The 19,202-nt window shown below is 62.9% G+C and carries 18 protein-coding genes; 7 read left to right on the top strand and 11 right to left on the bottom strand.

The annotated features are described in order from the left end of the window. Positions 1 to 6: 6 nt before the first annotated feature. The 10 genes from R0382_RS10155 to R0382_RS10200 all read right to left on the bottom strand — a co-directional run bounded on the left by R0382_RS10155 (position 7) and on the right by R0382_RS10200 (position 11,058). Complete coding sequence (locus R0382_RS10155) at positions 7 to 1,965, bottom strand: secretin N-terminal domain-containing protein (protein ID WP_432719474.1); 1,959 nt, start codon at positions 1,963 to 1,965, stop codon at positions 7 to 9. Then, entirely contained in the window at positions 1,962 to 2,501 is a 540-nt protein-coding gene (locus R0382_RS10160) for a hypothetical protein (RefSeq protein ID WP_432719475.1), read from the bottom strand. Before R0382_RS10160 ends, R0382_RS10155 begins: the two co-directional genes overlap by 4 nt. After that, positions 2,501 to 3,061: a hypothetical protein gene (locus R0382_RS10165; RefSeq protein WP_432719476.1), complete on the bottom strand. Its 561-nt coding sequence runs from the start codon at positions 3,059 to 3,061 to the stop codon at positions 2,501 to 2,503. Before R0382_RS10165 ends, R0382_RS10160 begins: the two co-directional genes overlap by 1 nt. After that, positions 3,058 to 3,588: a hypothetical protein gene (locus R0382_RS10170; protein ID WP_432719477.1), complete on the bottom strand. Its 531-nt coding sequence runs from the start codon at positions 3,586 to 3,588 to the stop codon at positions 3,058 to 3,060. Before R0382_RS10170 ends, R0382_RS10165 begins: the two co-directional genes overlap by 4 nt. Next, positions 3,585 to 4,388 (bottom strand): hypothetical protein, encoded by an 804-nt coding sequence (locus R0382_RS10175; RefSeq protein ID WP_432719479.1) that lies wholly within the window; start codon positions 4,386 to 4,388, stop codon positions 3,585 to 3,587. Before R0382_RS10175 ends, R0382_RS10170 begins: the two co-directional genes overlap by 4 nt. Next, positions 4,369 to 6,027, bottom strand: coding sequence for a GspE/PulE family protein (locus R0382_RS10180; protein WP_432719480.1), 1,659 nt, complete (start codon positions 6,025 to 6,027; stop codon positions 4,369 to 4,371). Before R0382_RS10180 ends, R0382_RS10175 begins: the two co-directional genes overlap by 20 nt. Next, a complete protein-coding gene (locus R0382_RS10185; RefSeq protein WP_432719482.1) occupies positions 6,027 to 7,199 on the bottom strand; it encodes a type II secretion system F family protein in 1,173 nt (390 codons plus the stop codon). Before R0382_RS10185 ends, R0382_RS10180 begins: the two co-directional genes overlap by 1 nt. A 26-nt stretch (positions 7,200 to 7,225) precedes the next feature. After that, the gene (gene gspG / locus R0382_RS10190) at positions 7,226 to 7,675 is read right to left on the bottom strand and encodes a type II secretion system major pseudopilin GspG (protein WP_432719483.1); all 450 of its coding nucleotides are present in this window, start codon (positions 7,673 to 7,675) and stop codon (positions 7,226 to 7,228) included. Positions 7,676 to 7,979: 304 nt separating this feature from the next. Continuing rightward, positions 7,980 to 10,019, bottom strand: a complete 2,040-nt coding sequence (locus tag R0382_RS10195) for a glycosyl hydrolase family 18 protein (protein ID WP_432719484.1) — start codon at positions 10,017 to 10,019, stop codon at positions 7,980 to 7,982. 445 nt (positions 10,020 to 10,464) lie between these two features. Further along, positions 10,465 to 11,058, bottom strand: a complete 594-nt coding sequence (locus tag R0382_RS10200) for a superoxide dismutase (protein WP_432719486.1) — start codon at positions 11,056 to 11,058, stop codon at positions 10,465 to 10,467. A 148-nt stretch (positions 11,059 to 11,206) separates the two neighbouring features. On the opposite strand from R0382_RS10200, the gene R0382_RS10205 reads away from it, so the two are divergent. From R0382_RS10205 to R0382_RS10215, 3 genes are all read left to right on the top strand, one after another. Next, entirely contained in the window at positions 11,207 to 12,127 is a 921-nt protein-coding gene (locus R0382_RS10205; RefSeq protein WP_432719487.1) for a CobD/CbiB family protein, read from the top strand. Between the two features lie 192 nt (positions 12,128 to 12,319). Continuing rightward, positions 12,320 to 12,550, top strand: a complete 231-nt coding sequence (locus R0382_RS10210) for a hypothetical protein (RefSeq protein WP_432719488.1) — start codon at positions 12,320 to 12,322, stop codon at positions 12,548 to 12,550. Positions 12,551 to 12,644: 94 nt separating this feature from the next. Continuing rightward, complete coding sequence (locus tag R0382_RS10215) at positions 12,645 to 13,295, top strand: fumarylacetoacetate hydrolase family protein (RefSeq protein WP_432719489.1); 651 nt, start codon at positions 12,645 to 12,647, stop codon at positions 13,293 to 13,295. A 38-nt stretch (positions 13,296 to 13,333) separates the two neighbouring features. Here R0382_RS10215 and tsaD read toward each other — a convergent pair whose 3' ends face one another. Beyond that, positions 13,334 to 14,359: a tRNA (adenosine(37)-N6)-threonylcarbamoyltransferase complex transferase subunit TsaD gene (gene tsaD, locus R0382_RS10220; RefSeq protein ID WP_432719490.1), complete on the bottom strand. Its 1,026-nt coding sequence runs from the start codon at positions 14,357 to 14,359 to the stop codon at positions 13,334 to 13,336. A 149-nt stretch (positions 14,360 to 14,508) separates the two neighbouring features. Between tsaD and rpsU the strand changes: the two genes are divergently transcribed. The 4 genes from rpsU to rpoD all read left to right on the top strand — a co-directional run bounded on the left by rpsU (position 14,509) and on the right by rpoD (position 19,202). Continuing rightward, entirely contained in the window at positions 14,509 to 14,721 is a 213-nt protein-coding gene (gene rpsU, locus R0382_RS10225; RefSeq protein WP_070528210.1) for a 30S ribosomal protein S21, read from the top strand. A gap of 104 nt (positions 14,722 to 14,825) precedes the next feature. After that, the gene (locus R0382_RS10230; protein ID WP_432719491.1) at positions 14,826 to 15,266 is read left to right on the top strand and encodes a GatB/YqeY domain-containing protein; all 441 of its coding nucleotides are present in this window, start codon (positions 14,826 to 14,828) and stop codon (positions 15,264 to 15,266) included. A gap of 12 nt (positions 15,267 to 15,278) precedes the next feature. After that, positions 15,279 to 17,171, top strand: a complete 1,893-nt coding sequence (gene dnaG, locus R0382_RS10235; protein ID WP_432719492.1) for a DNA primase — start codon at positions 15,279 to 15,281, stop codon at positions 17,169 to 17,171. An 84-nt stretch (positions 17,172 to 17,255) separates the two neighbouring features. After that, positions 17,256 to 19,202, top strand: coding sequence for an RNA polymerase sigma factor RpoD (gene rpoD, locus R0382_RS10240; RefSeq protein WP_432719494.1), 1,947 nt, complete (start codon positions 17,256 to 17,258; stop codon positions 19,200 to 19,202).

A 19,202-nucleotide genomic window follows, 5' to 3' on the forward strand; every position in this document is an offset into this window, starting at 1 on the left:
GCGATCTCAGCGGCGTCCCAGACCGCTGCGCGGCACCGGGGTCGTCGCCGCGGCCGATGCGGCTGGCGCCTGCGCGGCCGGTGCGGCCGGTGCGGGCGCAGCAGGAGGCGGGACCGGTACCGGCATCGGCGCCGGTGGTGGCGCGCTGACGGCGCCACCCTGCGTCGAGTAGTTCACCGTCGATGCATTGCGCAAGCGCAGCGGATCGGTCGAGATCGACGAGTCGGTGCCGCTGTCGAACTGGGTCACGTAGCTGCTTGGAATCGGCAGATTGCGGACGATGCGCGGCGTGATCGACAGCACCAGCTCGGTTTTCTTCGACGTATCCGACTTGCTGCCGAAGATCCGGTCGAGGATCGGCAACTCGCCCAGGCCCGGAATCGCGTTGCCGGTGCTCTGGCTGTTGCGGTTCAGCAGGCCGGCGAGGATTTGCGTCTCGCCGTCGCGGCCGCTCATCACGGTCTCGGCGCGACGGGTACCGATCGTATAGGCGGTCAGGCCGGTCTTGGTCGTCAGCGTGTCGGTGACGTTGGAGACTTCGAGCTGGACCTTGACGCCGATGTCGCCATCGGTGCCGATGGTCGGCTCGACGTTCAGCGTCAGGCCGACGTCCTGATAGCTGATGGTTTCGCTGACCACACCGTTCGAGTTGACCGTCGTGACCACCGGCAGCCGGTCGCCGATGAGGATCTTGGCCTTGTCGCGGTTTTTGACACGGATCTTCGGATTGGCCAGCACCGTGCCTGCGCCGGTGGCGTGTGACAGATTGGCGGTAATCGTCGGATTGCCGACGTTGACCAGCACATTGCCCTTGTTGAGGCTGGACAAGGCGTCCAGCGTAAACTGCCCCGGGTTGAACGCCCCCTGGCTACCGTCCGCACCCTTGGCATAGCTGCCGACGGTAGCACTGACGCTGTCGGGATAGCGGATGCCGAGATTGAGCGTATCGCTGCTGTTGACCTCGAGGACCTCGACGTCGAACACCACTTCGGACTGCGGCAGATCCTGCGCGGCGATCAGCCGTTCGGCGACGGCGACGGCTTCGGGCGTATCGCGCATCACCAGCATGTTCAGCCGCTCGTCGATGTAGACGTCGCGTGTCTTGACCATCTGCTTGAGCATCGACAACACCTGCTTGGGGTCGGCGTTGCTCAGGTAGAAGGTCCGCATCACCAGATCCTTGTAGTCGCGGTCCTTGTCGGGCCGCTTCGGGTAAATCAGGATCGTGTTGTCGTTGAGGATTTTCTTGTCGAGCTGGTTGGTCGTGAGGATCAGGTTGATCACGTCCTCGACCGTGGTGTCGCGGGCGAAGATCGTCGTCTTCAGCGTGGTCGGTACGTCGCGGTCGAAAATGAAGTTGACCTTGCCGATGCGCGCGACGATGTCGAATACGCTCATGATCGGCTGGTCGCGGAACTGCAAGGAAATCGGGCTCTTCAGCGCCTGTGCCAGCGCTGGCTTCAGATTGGTTTCGCGCGCCTTGCGGTTCTCGATTTCGTCGCGCAGCTTGACCGCCTGCGGGTTGCGCGGGTTGTCGGCCAGCACCTGCCGGAGGATGTCGAGTGCCTCGTCCGGACGCTGCTCCTTGATTTCGCCGGCGAACTTGAGCATCGAGTCGACGCGCACCGAGCGCTCCAGCTGGCGCATGCCTTCCTGCGCACGCACATTGCCCGGATCCCACGACAGCATCTGCTGATAGCGCGCCAGCGCAGATACCGAGTCGCCGCGGTTGCGCGCGGTTTCGGCTTCCTGCAGCAACTGATCCAGCATGCGGTCGAGCTGGCGGCGGTAGGCCGTGCGCAGCTTGATGTCGTCCGGATACTGCTTCGTTGCAGTTTGCAGCGCTTTCAGGCCTTCCTGCGTATCACCCTGCTGGATCAGCGCTTCGCCCTGTTGGCGTGCGCTGTCGGCGGCACAGCCGGCTAGCAGCACGGCAAGAATGGTGACGGTCAACGCGCGTTTCACGGCGTTCCTCCTATCGGCAGCATTTGCTGCTGATTCAATGGCATGAATGTAAAGGCAACGACGTCGCGGCCGACCTTGTCGACGCGCCAGGTGCCCAGCAAGGTTTCGCCTTGCTGGATGCGGCCGAGCGCATCGCAGCGGTTGCAGACGACGTACTGGTCGTTGCCGGCCTGCAGGACGACGTAGTCGGTGCCGCGTTCGTGCCAGGTCGAGACGACCTGGAACGGCAGCGGCGGCGCGACCGGTACCGGGGTCGGGGTCGGTTTGGCCGGCGGTGGGGGCGGCGGTGGCGGTGGGGCCCACGTCTGCTTTGGAAACAGGTTGACTGCACTGGCCTCGGAGGCGGCGGAGGCGCGGGCGACGAGTACGCGAGCGACGCTGCTGGCTTCGGAGGCAATTTCCCGGGCCGGCATGCTGCGCGGCTTGCGCGCGGCGACGTCGTTTTCGGCCGGCGCATCGCCGCCGTCCTTCCAGATCGTGTAGCCGGTCAGCAACACCGTGACGGCGAGAACGATTTTCAGCGGGCGCGACAGCATCAGCGTCCCCCCTTGGCAAGCGGCTGCGGATCGGCGACTTCGGTCAGGTAGGAGAGCTGCAGCTGGATCGCCAGCGTCTCCTCGCCGATCTGCTGGCGGCTCATGCTGACCGATTCGATCCGCACGCCCGGCACAGCCGACAGCGCGCGCATGAAGGCGCGCAGCGACGGGTAATTGCCGCCGGCCGGGAACTGCAGGCCAAAGCGCATCAGGTGGCCATCACCTTCGGTCACGCTCTTGTAGTCGCTCTGGACTACGGCGATGCCATGCTTGGCGGCCAGCTCGGACAGCTCGCCGAGGAAGGTGGTAAAGCTGCTGTCCGGGCGCAACCGGACGTAGGCGGCGTCGCTGGCGACCTCGCTGGCATGCGCGACCTGACGCATCTCGCTGCGTTTGGCTGCGACGGCAAGCTCACGTTTGTCGAGGTCGCGCTCGATCGGCTCGACCTGCTGCTTCAACAGCAGCACGGCCGTCGCGATCAGCGCCAGTCCGACCCAGCCGAGGGTCCCGGCGTAGCGCGGCCAGCGGCGCAGATGCCAGACGATCTGTTGCGTCTTCATGGCGCCTCCGCCGCGCGCCAGCGCACTTCAACCGCGGCGCCGGTCGGCTTGAACGGATCGGCGGGCTTGAGCGATTGCCGTGCCAGCATCACCTGGGCGATATCGGGTTGCCGCGCCAGCGCGTCGATCCACGCCAGCAGGTCTTTCTGCGTCTTGGCCTCGAGCTCGAGCTTGAGGTTGCGCTCGGTCGTGCTGACGTCGATCTTGGTGTAGGCAATCGTCGGCAGCCACGCGGCCTCGAGCGCGGCCAGGCCGGCTTCGGGCGATGCCGCCTGCGCGTGTTCGATTGCCGCAACCTTGTCGTTCAGCGGCGCTTCCTTCTGGGCTTCGAGCTTCGAGGTTTCCTGTTTTTTCATCCGCCACAACACTTCGGCTTCCTGCGTATCGATCAGCTTGCGGCGCTCCTCGGCGACGTCCTGGCGCGACAGCACCCACAGCAGCACGACGACGCCGGCCGCGATCAAGACCAGACCGAGCCAGGGCGTTGCCGTTGGTTTGCGGTGGAAATCGAGCTGGATCGGCTTCATGCGCTGACCTCCGGCCGGGCCCATTCGCTTGCGGCGTCGAGCAGCGGATGCAGACCGCCGAGCCATTCGACGTCGAAGCTGTCGTCGTGTTGTTCGATGACGGGCTCTTGTGCCGCGGCAAGGTACAGGTTGCGCGGGACGAAGTCGCTGGCAAGCATCGCGGCATCGCGAATCAGCGACGACAACGACGCGCCGCTGAGTCCGCCGGCCGGCATCGGCAGCGTGACGACGCCACGCCAGTGCCGCTGTTTGCGGAACAGGCAACTGACGTGTTCGTGCTCGGCGAGGATCAGCGCGAACTCGCGCGACTTGAGCCCGGCGCTGTAGCGATTGGTGACGTCGGTCAGCAGTGGGGCGACCGCCTGCAGTTTGCAGCGGCGCGTGCGCGCCAGTTCGAGCAGGGTCTGGTACAGGCCCTGGTCAACGCCGGCGGCGAGTCGGGGCGCACCGTAGCCGCCGTCCTCGATCGCGACGCGCCAGGTGTCGGTCGCGACGTTGAACTGCGACGCCATCAACACGCGGGCATAGCCCTGCCAGTCGGCGTCGCGTTTCAGGTTGTCCTGCCAGGGCAGCACGCTGTAGCGCACCCAGGGGGCGCCGAGGTGCAGCGTCAGCGTGTCGAACCGGCCGGACGGTGCGTCGGCCAGCAGTTGCTGCAGTCGCAGCACCGCGGTGTCGGCGGTGCCGTCGATGATTTCGGAGCGGCGCACGACCGGGCCGCGCGGCCAGCGTGGCCGGCTCGCGAGCAGGATCTGGCCGCGCAGCAGCCAGCCGTGATGGTCAATCGACAAAGGTGACACGATTGATTTCCTGCAAGGTGGTTTCGCCGCGCGACACGGCCAGCAAGGCCATTTGCCGCATCGACGCAAAGCCGGTCTGGCTGGCGAGGGTTTTCATTTCGCCCGGTGGCGCACGGTTGACGATGGCGACCTTGAGGTCGTCGTTGAGCCGCAGTACTTCGGCGATGGCCTTGCGGCCGAGGTAACCGGTATTGCGGCAGGCCTTGCAGCCGGTGCCCTTGCGGAAGCGCCACGCGGCGACCTGATCACGGTTCAGTCCCGAATCCTCGAGCAATTCGTCGTCCGGATTGTCGTCGGTAATGCAGTGCGGGCAGATCTTGCGGATCAGCCGCTGTGCGACGACGCCGATCAGCGCGTCGACGAAGCTGTGGGCTTCGACGCCCATGTGCATGAAGCGGTCGAGTACCGAGAACGCATTGTTGGCGTGCACCGACGTCAGCACCAGGTGGCCGGTCAGCGCCGCCTGCACGGCGATATTGGCGGTTTCGCCGTCGCGGATTTCGCCGACGAGGATCTTGTCCGGGTCGTGCCGCAGGATGGAGCGCAGACCGCGGGCGAACGACAGGCCCTTCTTGTCGTTGACCGGGATCTGCAGCACGCCCGGCAGCTGGTATTCGACCGGGTCTTCAATGGTGATGATCTTTTCTTCACCGGTATTGATCTCGGACAGCGTCGCGTACAGCGTCGTCGACTTGCCCGAGCCGGTCGGCCCGGTCACCAGCAGCAGCCCGTAGGGTTCGTTGGCGAGCGAGCGGATCGCCGCCATCGTCACTTCCTCATGGCCGAGGATGTCGAGCCGCAACTGCTTGAACGAATCGCCGCCGCCCTGTTTGTCGAGCACCCGCAGCACCGCGTCCTCGCCGTAGATCGACGGCATGATCGAGACGCGGAAGTCGATGTCGCGGCCGTTCATGATGACCTTGAAGCGGCCGTCTTGCGGAATCCGTCGTTCGGCAATGTCGAGGTCGGCGAGCACCTTGATCCGTGACACGGTCTGCTCGGCGGTTTCGATGCCGTTGGCGCCGCCGATGTGCAGCAGCACGCCGTCGATCCGGTACTTGATCGACAACCCGGCCGGCGTGCTTTCGAGGTGGATGTCCGACGCCTTGGATTTGAGCGCGTCGTACAGGGTCGAGTTGACCAACTTGACCACCGGATTGTTGTCGGCGGCGATCGTCGACAGCGAAATTTCCGGCACGCCGTCGTTGCTGGCTTCGCCGTCGCCGCCGCCGGCGAGCTGGTCCATCGCCCGGTGGCTGGTTTCGTATTTTTCCAGATAGCGCGCGACGTCGTCGTAATGACCGAGCGCGTTGCGGAAGGCGACCGATAGCCGCTGCAGCGCCCAGTTGCGCGTCGCCGCGTCGAACGGGTTGCCGTAGACCAGCGACAGGCTGCCGTCGGTGTCTTCGACCAGCACGCACTGATGGCCGACCGCATCGGCGTAGGGCAGCAGGTCGTAGCGCGGAAACAGTGCGTCGAGGTCGGACAGCGTCAGCGCCGGCAGACCGAGGAAGGTGCTGACGTCGAAACGGTAGTCGTCGTCGGACACGCCAAGCGTCTGCTGCAGCAGCAGCGGCAGCGGGGTATCGCCGCGGTTGGCGCGCAGGTGCTGGATCAGGTCGAGCGTCAACGCGGACATCAATGCACACTCCCTGCAAGTTCGAAGATCGGCATATAGAGCAGGAAGACGATGGTGCCGATCATCACGCCGATGAACAGCATCAGGATGGGTTCGAACAACTTGGTAAACATTTCGATGCCACGGTCGAGTTCTTCGTCGCAGAACTGCGCCGAGCGCTCGCACATCGTCGCCAGCTCGCCGCTTTGTTCGCCGACGCGCAGCAGCCGCTCGGAGACCGGCGTCGTCAGCTGGTAGCGCGGCAGCGTCGCCGACAGGCCCTGGCCGGCGCGGATGTCGACGATGGCACGGCCGAGCGCGAGGCGCATCGGCGTCGGCAGCAGCTGCGCGGCGAGTTCCATCGCCGCGACCACCGACAGCCCGCCGGCGAGCAGCAGGCCGACGGTGCGGTAGAAGCGTGTCAGCGCAAACAGCCGGCGATAGTCGTCAAGCCGCGGCAGACGCCAGACGATTTCCATCAGCGCCGATTGCACCGGCGGCGTGCGCACCAGCAGTACGATGCCGGCGATGGTCGCGGCGATGCCGGCAAACAGCCAGTGACCATGCTGGTGCACGAGGTCGCCCCACCACAGCATGATCTGCGCGGCGAAGGGGATGTTGCGCATCGAGGCATAGATCTGGCTGAACTTCGGAATCACGTAAAACAGCAGGAACAGCATGATGCTGCCGCCGATGGTCAGGATCACCATCGGGTAGATCAGCGCGGCGACGACTTTTTTCTTCACGCCGGCGAGCCGGGTGTCGTAGTGGTGGTAACGCTTGAGCGCATCGGAGAGGTGGCCGGTTTTTTCGGCCGAGCCGACGGTGGCGACATAGAGCGGCGGGAAGTGCTCGGGCATCTGCAGCAGCACTTTCGAGAACGGCAGCCCCTGGTACAGGCCTTCGATCATCCGCGTCAGCACCACGCGGCTCCCGTCCTGCGCGCTTTTTTCCTTGAGCGTTTCAACGGCTTCGACCAGCGTCAGCCCGGCTTCGAGCAGCGCGATCAGCTCCTGCGTGAACAGCGACAGGCCGAACTCGCTCTTGCGGAACGACAGCCGCTGCTGCGTCTGGAAACTGACAAGCTGGGCGCCTTGTGCCGCCAGCCGACTGCGCAGCTCGGCTTCGTTTGCCGCGTCGAGCTCGAGTTCGGTGAGGCGGCCGGCCGCCAGCGCCTTGACCTTGTAGCGCATGCTGAACTACCGGTAACCGGGGGCGATCAGTAGCTGATGTCGGTGTCTTCGCCGCTGCCACCCGGCTTGCCATCGGCGCCAAGGGTCAGCAGGTCGAAATCCTTGCCGTTCTCGCCGGGGCGGCGATACACGTAAGGACGATCCCACGGGTCATTCGGCACGTCCTTCATCAGGTACGGCCCCTGCCAGCGGTTGCCGGCATCGGCGGGCTTGGCATTCAGGACGGCCAGGCCTTGCTCGGAGGTCGGGTAGTTACCCATGTCGAGACGATAGTTGTTGAGTGCGTCCGAGAGCGACTTCATCTGTCCGGCCGCGGTCTTGGCCTTGGCCTCGCCGACCTTGCCGAAGAGCTTCGGGCCGACGTAGCCGGCCAGCAGGGCGATAATCAGGATGACGACCAGCAGTTCGAGCAGGGTGAAGCCTTGCTGAAGCGTCTGGCGGGACCATGGGCGGGATGTTTGGCCGTACTGCGTCATGGAGCGTCTCGATCTTTTCTAATTGGTATTGTCGGTACTCACGCGGGCAGTGGAGTGGCACCCTGCCGTTATCGGTTTTGCGTGAATAGTTGTCTTCCTTGCGTGCCATCCTAACCGGCTCGGGTCCGGCCCGGCAAGCCTTTCTGGCCCTGCTTGGACAATTGCGCCAAACCAATCGGTATGCGGCTTTGCAGCATATTCCGAATGGCTGGAAAAACCGACCTCAGGTCGGTTCGTGTCTTGCACTGCGGCAAGAAAAAACCCCCGGTTTCCCGGGGGTTTCTAGAGCGAGAACCGATGAAACTTACTCGCGAACCTTGGCCATGGCCTTGGTCAGTTCTGCATCCGGCGTATCGCCATCGAGCGACCAGCTGAACGCGCCACCCAGCTGGTTGGACTTGATGTAGTCAACCTTGGTCTGGATGTCGGTCGGGGTGTCGTAGCTCCACCAGGTGGTGCCGTCGTACTTGTACGACTGCTTGGTCACCGGGTGGTAACGCAGCATGCCGGCGGCGTTCTTCAGGACCTTGTAGTCCTCGATGCCGGCTTCGTACGTGCCCTTGGCGGCGCCGGTGGCGGTCTGGTACAGGCCATCACCATTCGGGCCGGCCTTCACGCCGGTCCAGCCACGGCCGTAGTACGGCACGCCGACCAGCAGCTTGCTGCGCGGAGCGCCCTTGGCGATCAGCTGCTGGATTGCTTCGTCGGTGTTGTAGTACGACACCAGGCTACGCTGACCGGTCTTCGGGTCGATGTAGTTCGGGTTGTTGACGTCCTTGAACAGATGCGCCTGGAAGTCGGTCGGGCCTTGCGCTGCCCAGCCGCCGTTGTAGTCGTAGTTCATGACGTTTACCCAGTCGAGGTACTTGGTGTACTCGGCCGGATCGGTCTGCTCGATCTTGTCCTTGCCGGCGCCGATGGCGACAGTGAGGGCGTAGCGCTTGTTGTTGGCAGCGCCGATCGCGTCGAGCTGGGTGCGGAACTCCTTGAGCAGCAAGGTGAAGTTCTGCTTGTCGGCTGCGCTGACGGTGTTGTACGGCTGGCCGATCACGCCCGGGAATTCCCAGTCGATGTCGATGCCGTCGAACACGCCTGCGGCGACGCCCGGACCACCGGCGTTCGAGCCGGCATCAAACGGCAGGTTGCCCTTGATGTAAACGTCGATGCAAGAACTGACCAGTTGCTTGCGCAGCGTGTCGGTGCTGGCAGCTGCCGAGAACCACTTCGACCACGTCCAACCGCCGAGCGAGATGAAGACCTTCAGGTTCGGGTACTTGGCCTTCAGCTGCTTGAGCTGGTTGAAGTTGCCCTTGAGCGGACCGGAGACGCCGTTACGCGGATCATCCCATGCCGGCCAGCCCCAAGCATCGCCTGCGAAGCCCTTCTGGTAGTCGGCCCAAGCGTCGCCGCCGGTGCCGGCATCCGGTGCGTCCGGATTGGTTGCGCCCGGTTCGAGCTTGTTGATGATGCCACACTCGTAACCGCCGTTCTTCTGGTACAGGTTACCGAACGCGTAGTTGATGAAGGTGAGCTTGGCCGCTGCGCCGCTGTTGCCGATGTCGGCGACCTGGTAGTTGCGACCGTAGATGCCCCACTGCGCGAAGTACGAGCCAGCTTGAACACTCGGGGTGCCGGTCGGAGTCGGAGTCGGAGTCGGAGTCGGAGTCGGAGTCGGAGTCGGGGTCGGAGTCGGGGTCGGAGTCGGAGTCGGAGTCGGAGTCGGAGTCGGGGTCGGAGTCGGAGTCGGAGTCGGGGTCGGAGTCGGGGTCGGAGTCGGAGTCGGAGTCGGAGTCGGAGTCGGAGTCGGAGTCGGAGTCGGAGTCGGAGTCGGGGTCGGAGTCGGGGTCGGGGTCGGGGTCGGAGTGACGCTACCTTGCAGCTCCCACGGGCCGTACTGGTCTGCGCCCGGCACGTTGTTCTGCGTCCACCACTTGGCCTTGTAGGTCGCGCCGTTGTAGCTCACGCACTGGCCGGCGGTGTAGACCGCACTGTTCGACCAAGCAGCGCAACCGCTCGGGGTCGGTGCCGGGGTCGGGGTGGCTGTCGGAGTCGGCGTCGGCGTTGCGGTCGGCGTCGGTGTGGGGGCCGGAGTCGGTGCCGGAGTCGGCGTACCGGTGCTGGCACCGGCTACTTTCCACAGCGTCGGGCTCGAAGCCGGGTTCCAGTTGGCGCCGACATAGGCGGTGTGGGTCACCAACGCCTGGTAGTCATTGCCGCTGTACGACACATAGGTGCCGGCAGTGTAGGTCTGGCCTTCTTGCCATGCCGGGTAGGCGGCGTAGGCGTGCGCAGCAAACAGCGCCGCCGGGAGCACGGCCAGGGCAAAACGATTGTGATGCGACATTCGGAAATCTCTCCATCCTATTTTCGATTCGTCGATCCACCAATGCTGGTTTTTAGATACCAGTTATGGCGGGAAAGGTGCTACCACAAACTACCGGCAGCCCTGCATCCAGTGGGAATTCCATCGGAATGCCGGGCGATTATGACCGACGTTTTATCGATGTCAACTCATTGAAATATATGAACAAATGCTTCTCATTGGCATTAATTACAATGAATGTAATGACCTGATTTATTGTCGTTTATGACGGCCGGTTGCCAATTATTTGCAAAATACGGCAATACCACTAGCTGATGGGAATGAAGGGCAGGAATGGGCTGCTGAGTGGTGCTTGTCTGACGTGGCGTGTTGCACGCCGAGCAATAAAAAAGGACGGCAATTGCCGTCCTTTTTTTCAAGCGTCGGTGCGAAGCCGAGCGCTGAAGGGGAGTTCCGGTGTTGAAACTTACGCTGCGAGTCGTTGTGCGACGACGTCCCAGTCGACCAGCTTCCAGAACGCCTCGAGGTAGTTCGGGCGGCTGTTGCGATAGTCGATGTAGTAGGCGTGTTCCCAGACGTCACAGGTCAGCAGCGCGGTGTCGGCGGTGGTCAGCGGGGTGCCAGCGGCGCCGGTGTTGACGATGTCGAGGCTGCCGTCGGTCTTCTTGACCAGCCAGGTCCAGCCCGAACCGAAGTTGCCGGCGGCCGAGGTGTTGAAGGCCTTCTTGAATTCGTCGAACGAACCCCATTTGGCATTGATGGCATCGGCGAGCGCGCCAGCCGGTGCGCGATCTTCGCCGGCAGCGTTCGGTTTGAAGCCAAACCAGAAGAATGTGTGGTTCCAGATCTGGGCCGCGTTGTTGTACAGGCCACCTGCGGGGGCGGTTTTCACGATGTCCTCGAGCGACTTGCTCTCGTTGTCGGTGCCCTTGATCAGGTTGTTCAGATTGGTGATGTAGGTCTGATGGTGCTTGCCGTAGTGATACGACAGCGTTTCCGCCGACATGTACGGTGCGAGTGCATCCTGGGCGTAAGGCAGTTCCGGCAGTTTATGTTCCATGCTTTTCTCTCCAAATGGGGGTGGGGCGCAGGTCGACATGGGGGTCGGCAGAGGAGATTTCAAGCCCGGCACTTGCCTTGGGGAGCTGCTGGGCCTGTGGTATCTTGCGCCGGGTGTATTGCAGCCCGTCACGACCTAAGCTAGAGCCATGACCATTCTATCCTTGATTCTTGCCCTTGCGCTGGAGCAACTTCGCCCGATCAGCAGCCGCAATCCGCTCTATCTGGCCTTCATCCGCTTCGCCAACCGGCTTGAGCGCGGCCTGAACGCAGGCGAGGTCCGCAGCGGCGTGTACGCCTGGGGCCTTGCCGTGCTGCCGGTGCTGGCCCTCGTTGTCGGCGGTTACTGTTTGCTGTCGCGCGCAAATCCGTTTTTCGGCCTGATATTTACGGTGCTGATCCTGTATCTGACGATGGGGTTTCGCCAGTTCAGCCATGCTTTTACCGCCGTTTCCAAGGCCTTGCAGGCCGATGACCTGCCGGTGGCACGGGCCATGCTGGCAGACTGGACCGGTCAGCATACGTCGGAAATGACGCCGGACGAGATTTCAAGACTGGCGATCGAACAGGGCTTGATCGATTCCTATCGTTACGTCTTTGCACCGGTCTTCTGGTTTGCCGTGCTGGGCTGGCTGGTTGGCCCGGCAGGCGCCTTGCTGTATCGGGCGGCCAGCCTGCTGGCGTCCAAATGGGGCGGGCGGGACGATCCGTTTGGTCGTTGCGCGGAAACGGTGCTGGCCTGGCTGGACTATTTGCCGGTGCGCATGACGGCCGCTGGTTTCGCCGTCATGGGGGACTTCGAAGACGCAGTGTATTGCTGGCGCTCGCAGGCGCGCGCCTGGATTGATCAGGCTCAGGGCATCTTGCTGGCGTCCGGTGCCGGGGCCATCGGCATTCGCCTGGGCGATGCATTGCATATGGATCACACGGTCAAATTCCGTCCGGAGCTGGGTCTGGGCGATCCGGTCAGCCCGGATTATCTCGCCAGCGCGGTCGGTTTGATCTGGCGTTCGATCCTGTTGTGGCTGGTGCTCGTGCTCGGCTTGACCATTGCAATGTGGGTGGCATAAACGCTGTCACGAAACGTTCTTGTACTTGGATGGGTTCAAATTGATACAGCAATGGGTAGTCGACTTTATTTTTGACTAAGCCTGACATAACCTTGCCGCTACGGACTTTACGTCAGTTTAAGTCGACCTACCGATTTGGCGTGCTTTTTGGCCAAATCGCTGCTTTGAACCCCCCTCTCGTTGGAGAACACTATGAAAAAGACTCTCGCTACCCTGCTTACCGCAATGTTCGCTTTCGCTTCGGTTGGTGCTTTCGCTGGTGCCCAAGGCCAAGCTGGTCAAGAGCAAGCCGTTGACGCTGGCAAGGCGCCGGCGACCAGCCACGTGAAGAAGTCGAAGAAGAAGAAGGCTTCGGCTGCTGCTTCGGGCGCTGCTGAAACCAAGAACAACGCTGAACTGCGCAAGGAAGCCGGCCCGAAGTAATCGGGATTCGCTTCTGATCGAAAAGCGGGCTTCGGCCCGCTTTTTTCATGTCCGGTGTTCGCGTATCGTCATGACCTTCTGTAAGGAGGACGCCATGGCGACAATCACCGTCAATGATCAAGCATATCGGGTCGGCAACATCTTCTGCGTCGCGCGCAACTACGTCGCGCATGCCAAGGAAATGGGCAGCCAGATCTTGTCCGAACCGGTCGTATTCCTGAAGCCAACGTCGGCGCTGTTGCACGCGGGTGAAGCGATTAGGCTGCCGTCATGGTCGAAGGACGTGCACCACGAGGCCGAACTCGTCGTGCTGATCTGCAAGGGGGGCAAGGATATCCCGGTGGAGGCTGCACTGGCCCACGTCGCCGGCTACGCCTTGGGGCTGGACCTGACTGCGCGTGATGTCCAGGCCGAGGCGAAAAAAGCGGGCATGCCGTGGACGCTGGCCAAGGGCTTCGACGGTGCGGCGGTGTTGAGCGACTTCGTCCCGGTCGAAGCGCTGCCGAACCCCGCGGCAGTCAGTTTTGATTTCTACATCGACGGCGAGCGTCGCCAGCACGCCGAAACGCGCGATATGGCGTTCGACGTGGCAACGCTGATTGCGTGGATTTCGAGCCGATTCACCCTGCAGGCCGGTGACCTGATCTATACCGGCACGCCCGAGGGCGTGGGGCCGATCAAGGCAGGGGAGCAACTGCGTCTGGTGCTGGGTGAACTGATCGACGCCCGTTTCGACGTCGTCTGAGCGGTGCGGGATCTATTCGACCAAGGTGCGCAGGCCGCTCAGGCCGCCGGCAAACAGGCGAGGTCCCAGCGCGGCTTGACGCCGAACTGGTAGTCGGCGGCGGCGTGCTTGAGGCGCATGGCGCCGGCAAAGGCGATCATCGCGCCGTTGTCGGTGCATAGCGCCAGCGGCGGGTAGAACACCTCGAAGCGCCGCCGCTGTGCGGCATCGTCGAGGCCCGCGCGCAGTTGACGGTTGGCGCCGACACCACCGGCGATTACCAGCCGGCTCATCCCGGTCTGCTTCAGTGCGGCGAGGCATTTCTTCGTCAGGACTTCGACGATCGCTTCCTGGAACGCGGCGCAGACGTCGGCACGCGTCGTCTCGGCCAGCGTGCCGTCTGCCGCCTGTTCCTTCTTCACCAGATTCAGTACCGCGGTTTTCAGTCCGGAAAAACTGAAATCCAGATCGCCCGAATGCAGCATCGGCCGCGGCAGTTTGAAGCGGCTGGCATCGCCGGTGTCGGCCAGCTTGGAAACCTGCGGGCCGCCGGGGTAGCTGAGGCCGAGTAGCTTGGCCGATTTGTCGAACGCTTCGCCAGCAGCGTCGTCGACGGTTTCGCCGAGCAGCTCGTAACGGCCGATGCCGTGTACCGCCATCAACTGCGTGTGGCCACCCGAAACGAGGAGTGCAACAAACGGAAACTGCGGCGCCGGATCGGCGAGCAGTGGCGAGAGCAGGTGACCTTCGAGGTGGTGCACGCCGATCACCGGCTTCTGCAGCGCAAAGCCGAGGGCGTTGGCGACCGACGCGCCGACCAGCAGTGCGCCGGCCAGCCCCGGGCCTTCGGTGTAGGCGATGGCGTCGATGTCGCCGATCGTCTTGCCGGCTTCGGCCAGGCAGGCCTCGGTCAGCGGCAGAACGCGGCGGATATGGTCGCGCGACGCCAGCTCGGGCACGACGCCGCCGTACTCGGTATGCATGGCAATCTGCGAGTGCAGCCGGTGCGCCAGCAGGCCGCTATTGGTGTCATAGAGGGCAATGCCGGTTTCGTCGCACGACGATTCGATCCCGAGGACGAGCATGGTGATAGGTGCTTGCTTGAATGGATAGGCGTATCCTACCGGCTTGATTCGCCACAGCAAAGCAGGCGGTTTTGACATCGGCCTTGCGATCTGGAATAATGCGAAACTTTCATCCAAGTGTCCCACACAGATTAACAGGATATCGCTCGATGCCTTCCGTACGTGTTAAAGAGAACGAGCCGTTTGAAGTAGCGATGCGCCGCTTCAAGCGCGCAGTTGAAAAGACCGGCCTGCTGACCGAACTGCGTTCGCGCGAGTTCTACGAAAAGCCGACCGCTGAGCGCAAGCGCAAGCTCGCTGCTGCAGTGAAGCGCCACTACAAGCGCCTGCGCAGCCAAACGCTGCCGCCGAAGCTGTACTAATCGGATTTTGATCCGAGCGCAAAAGGCCGCCTGTGAGCGGCCTTTTGGTGTTTTTACTCGCGCCCTGTGGCGCCCATTCGAATCCACCTCGAGGAAGTCCGTCGATGAGTCTCAAAGCCCAGATCCAGCAAGACATGAAGACCGCGATGAAGGAAAAGCAGGCCACCAAGCTCGGCACGATCCGCTTGCTGCTGGCGGCGATCAAACAGCGCGAAGTCGACGAGCGTATCGAACTCGACGACGCGGCGATCACCGCGGTGATCGAAAAAATGCTCAAACAGCGTCGCGACAGCATCGAGCAGTACGTTGCCGCATCGCGTGAGGATCTGGCTGACGTCGAGCGCGCCGAAGTCGAGGTGCTGAAGGACTACATGCCGCAGCAACTCTCGGCCGACGAAGTCGCTGCCGCGGTCGACGCGGCGATCGCCGCGCATGGCACGACGCCGGCGGCGATGGGCAAGATCATGGGCGAGCTCAAGGCCAAGCTGGCTGGCGTCGCCGATATGGCCGAGGTCAACAAGCTGGTCAAGGCGCGTCTGGGCTGATCCGGCGTCCCGATGGCCCGCATTCCCGAGTCCTTCATTCAGGACCTGCTCAACCGCGTCGACATCGTCGACGTGGTCGAGCGCTATCTGCCGTTGAAGAAGGCCGGGCAGAACTACCACGCCTGCTGCCCGTTCCATAAGGAAAAAACCCCGTCGTTCACGGTCAGCCAGAGCAAGCAGTTTTATCATTGCTTCGGCTGCGGCGTGCACGGTTCGGCGATCAGTTTCGTCATGGAGTACGAGGCGCTGCCGTTTCCCGATGCGGTGAAGAAACTCGCCGAGTCGGTCGGGTTGACGGTGCCGCAGGAGGCCGGGGGCGGATTTGATGCGCTACGCGTCGAGCCGGGTGTGTTCGACGTGCTCAAGGCCGCTTGCGATTTCTATCGCCAGCAGCTCAAGACCGCGCCAGCGGCAATTGCGTACCTGAAAGGCCGCGGGCTCGACGGCAAGACCGCGGCGCGCTATGGCCTGGGTTACGCGCCGGGCGGGGACGACTGGCAGGCGCTGAAGCAGGTGTTTCCCGATTACGACTGGAACAAGCTGCTGCTTGAGGCCGGGCTCGTGATCGACAAGGAAGACAGCAAGCGCCGCTACGACCGCTTCCGCGACCGGGCGATGTTCCCGATCCAGAACCAGCGTGGCGCGGTGATCGGTTTTGGCGGTCGGGTCATGGGGCAGGGCGAGCCCAAGTATCTGAATTCGCCGGAAACGCCGGTATTCGAAAAGGGGCGCGAGCTGTACGGGCTGTCGCAGGCACGTGGCGCGATTCGCGATAGCAACCGGGTGCTGGTGGTCGAAGGCTATATGGACGTCGTGATGCTGGCGCAGCACGGTGTCGAATACGCGGTGGCGACGCTGGGTACCGCATGTACGCCCGAGCACGTGAAGAAATTGCTCAAGCTCGCCGACGACGTGGTGTTCTGCTTCGACGGCGACCGTGCCGGCCGCAAGGCGGCATGGCGGGCGCTCGAGAATAGTCTGGAGTTGATCGCCGATGGCAAGAAGCTGACCTTTCTGTTCCTGCCCGCCGAGCACGATCCGGATTCCTATGTGCGCGAATTCGGCCGTGAAGCGTTTGAAGTCCGGGTGCTGCAGGACGCGGTGCCGCTGGCGCAGTTCTTGTTGCGCGAACTCTCGTCCCAGGTCGAACTCGAAAGCGAAGAGGGGCGGGCGCGGCTGATCCATTTGGCCAAGCCGCACCTCGCCAAGGTGCGCGCACCGGCCTATGCGCTGATGCTGAAAAAGCGACTGGCGGCGTTGTGCAGGCTGGAAATGGGCGAGCTTGACCTCATCTTGGGTGGTGAGGCGGTTTCGCCGTCGCTGGCGGTGCAGCAGGAGTATCCGCCTGGCGCCGAGCAGGCGCATTTCGAAGCTGCGCGGCAATGGCGGGGTGACGATGGCGAGCGCTGGCGTGGCCGGGGCAAGGGACGGTGGAGTGATAAACGCGACCGACCTTTGGCGCCGCTGCCGCGTCCCAAATCGCAACGTGACCCCTTGGCCCGCTTGCTGCAACTGGTATTGACCGAACCTTCTCTCGCCGTGACGGCCGAAGCTGTATGGCAGGCGTGGCCGCGAGAAGGGCGAGCGGCGATGGTGGCCGACGTGCTCGACGCGGCGCGGACACATCCGCAGTTCGAACGGGGCTCGCAGTTGCTTGAATTGTGGCGTGACGAGCCGGGCTATACCGAGCTGGCACGTGCGCTGACGCAGGGTGCTGCAGAGTTCGAGCGCATGGCGCCGGAGGAGCGCGAGGTAGAGTTTTCGGCAGTAATGGCAATGGCGGCGCAGGTGCTGGCACGGCCGGCTACACTGGATCGGCGTTCCGAACTGGAGTACCGCGCGGCGCATGGTGGCCTGACCGAAGTCGAGAAGCAGGAATACCTTGCCTTGCTGGCGTCACGGTAGTGATGCCAGTCTCGACGCGGCTACTGGGCTGTTTTATCTGATATAATCCACGGTTTTTCCGAATCTTTCCGAGTCCAACGAGTCATGGCGGCAGATCAAGAATTTGACAAAGAAGACCTCGATCGCAAGCAAGCGCGCGGTGCGAACGATGATGCTTCCGAAGTGCTCGACCCCGAAGTTCGCAAGGCGAAGTTCAAGTCGCTGATCGTACAGGGCAAGGAGCGCGGCTACCTCACGTACGCCGAAATCAACGACCACTTGCCCGAAGACATGCTCGACGCCGAGCAGATCGAAGGCGTGATCAGCATGATCACCAATATGGGCATCCAGGTCTATGACGAGGCGCCCGACGCCGAAGACCTGCTGATGTCCGACGCGCCGCCGGCTGTTGCCGACGACGACGCGGCCGAAGAAGCCGAAGCCGCACTGTCGTCGGTCGATGCCGAGTTCGGCCGTACCACCGATCCGGTGCGGATGTACATGCGTGAAATGGGCACGGTCGAACTTCTGACCCGTGAAGGCGAAATCGAAATCGCCAAGCGGATCGAGGAAGGCCTCAAGCACATGATCACGGCGATTTCGGCGTGCCCGACGACGATCGAGACGATTCTCGAATTGGTCGAAAAGGGTCTGAACGACGAAATCCGCATCGACGACGTCATCGACGGCTTCATCGACCCGAACGCGGTCGAGGAAGAAGCGCAGCCGGAACCACCGGTTGCCGATGACGAGGCCAGCGACGACGACGAAGATGCCGACGAGGAAGAGGACGACGGCGGCGCCAGCGCTGCGGCGGCCAACCTCGAGTTGCTGAAGACGCAGGCCCGCGAGCATTTCGACATGATTCGCGGCCACTACGAGAAGATGCTCAAGGCGCTGGCCAAGGACGGCCCGCACGGCAAGCCCTATCTCGAACAGCAGCAGCTGATCGCCGAAGCCTTCCAGATCATCCGTTTCTCGGCCCGTCAGACCGAAAACCTGTGCGATCAGGTTCGCACCATGGTCGACGAGATTCGCAGCCACGAGCGCGAGATCATGGACCTGTGCATCCAGCGTGTGCGGATGCCGCGTGACTACTTCATCAAGAACTTCCCGGGGCGCGAAACCGACCCGTCGTGGGTGCTTGAAGAACTGGCCGCGAACAAGCCGTATGGCGAGATCCTGGCGCGTTACCAGCACGCGATCATGGAAAAGCAGGAGAAGCTCGGCGAACTGCAGACCCGTGCGATGCTGCCGATCAAGGACCTGAAGGAAATCAACCGTCAGATGTCGACGGGTGAGGCCAAGGCTCGCCGCGCCAAGCGTGAAATGATCGAGGCCAACCTGCGTCTGGTGATCTCGATCGCCAAGAAGTACACCAACCGCGGCCTGCAGTTCCTCGATCTGATTCAGGAAGGCAATATCGGCCTGATGAAGGCGGTGGACAAGTTCGAATACCGTCGCGGCTACAAGTTCTCGACCTATGCGACCTGGTGGATCCGTCAGGCGATCACGCGTTCGATCGCCGACCAGGCGCGGACGATCCGGATTCCGGTTCACATGATCGAAACGATCAACAAGATGAACCGGATCCAGCGGCAGATCCTGCAGGAAACCGGCATCGAACCGACGCCGGAAGAACTGTCGGAAAAGATGGAAATGCCGGAGGACAAGATCCGCAAGATCCTCAAGATCGCCAAGGAACCGATCTCGATGGAAACGCCGATCGGTGACGACGACGATTCGCATCTGGGCGACTTCATCGAAGACTCGGTGACCGTGGCGCCGGCCGAGGCCGCGGTGTACGCCGGTTTGCGCGAAGCGACCAAGGAAATCCTCGACACGCTGACGCCGCGCGAGGCCAAGGTGTTGCGGATGCGCTTCGGTATCGACATGAATACCGACCACACGCTGGAGGAAGTCGGCAAGCAGTTCGACGTCACCCGCGAGCGGATCCGGCAGATCGAAGCCAAGGCCTTGCGCAAGCTGCGCCACCCGACCCGTTCGGAACGCTTGAAGAGCTTCCTTGAAAGTTTGGGCAACGAGCAATAA

Source organism: Jeongeupia wiesaeckerbachi, assembly GCF_050916355.1.
In the GTDB taxonomy this organism is placed as follows: domain Bacteria; phylum Pseudomonadota; class Gammaproteobacteria; order Burkholderiales; family Chitinibacteraceae; genus Jeongeupia; species Jeongeupia wiesaeckerbachi.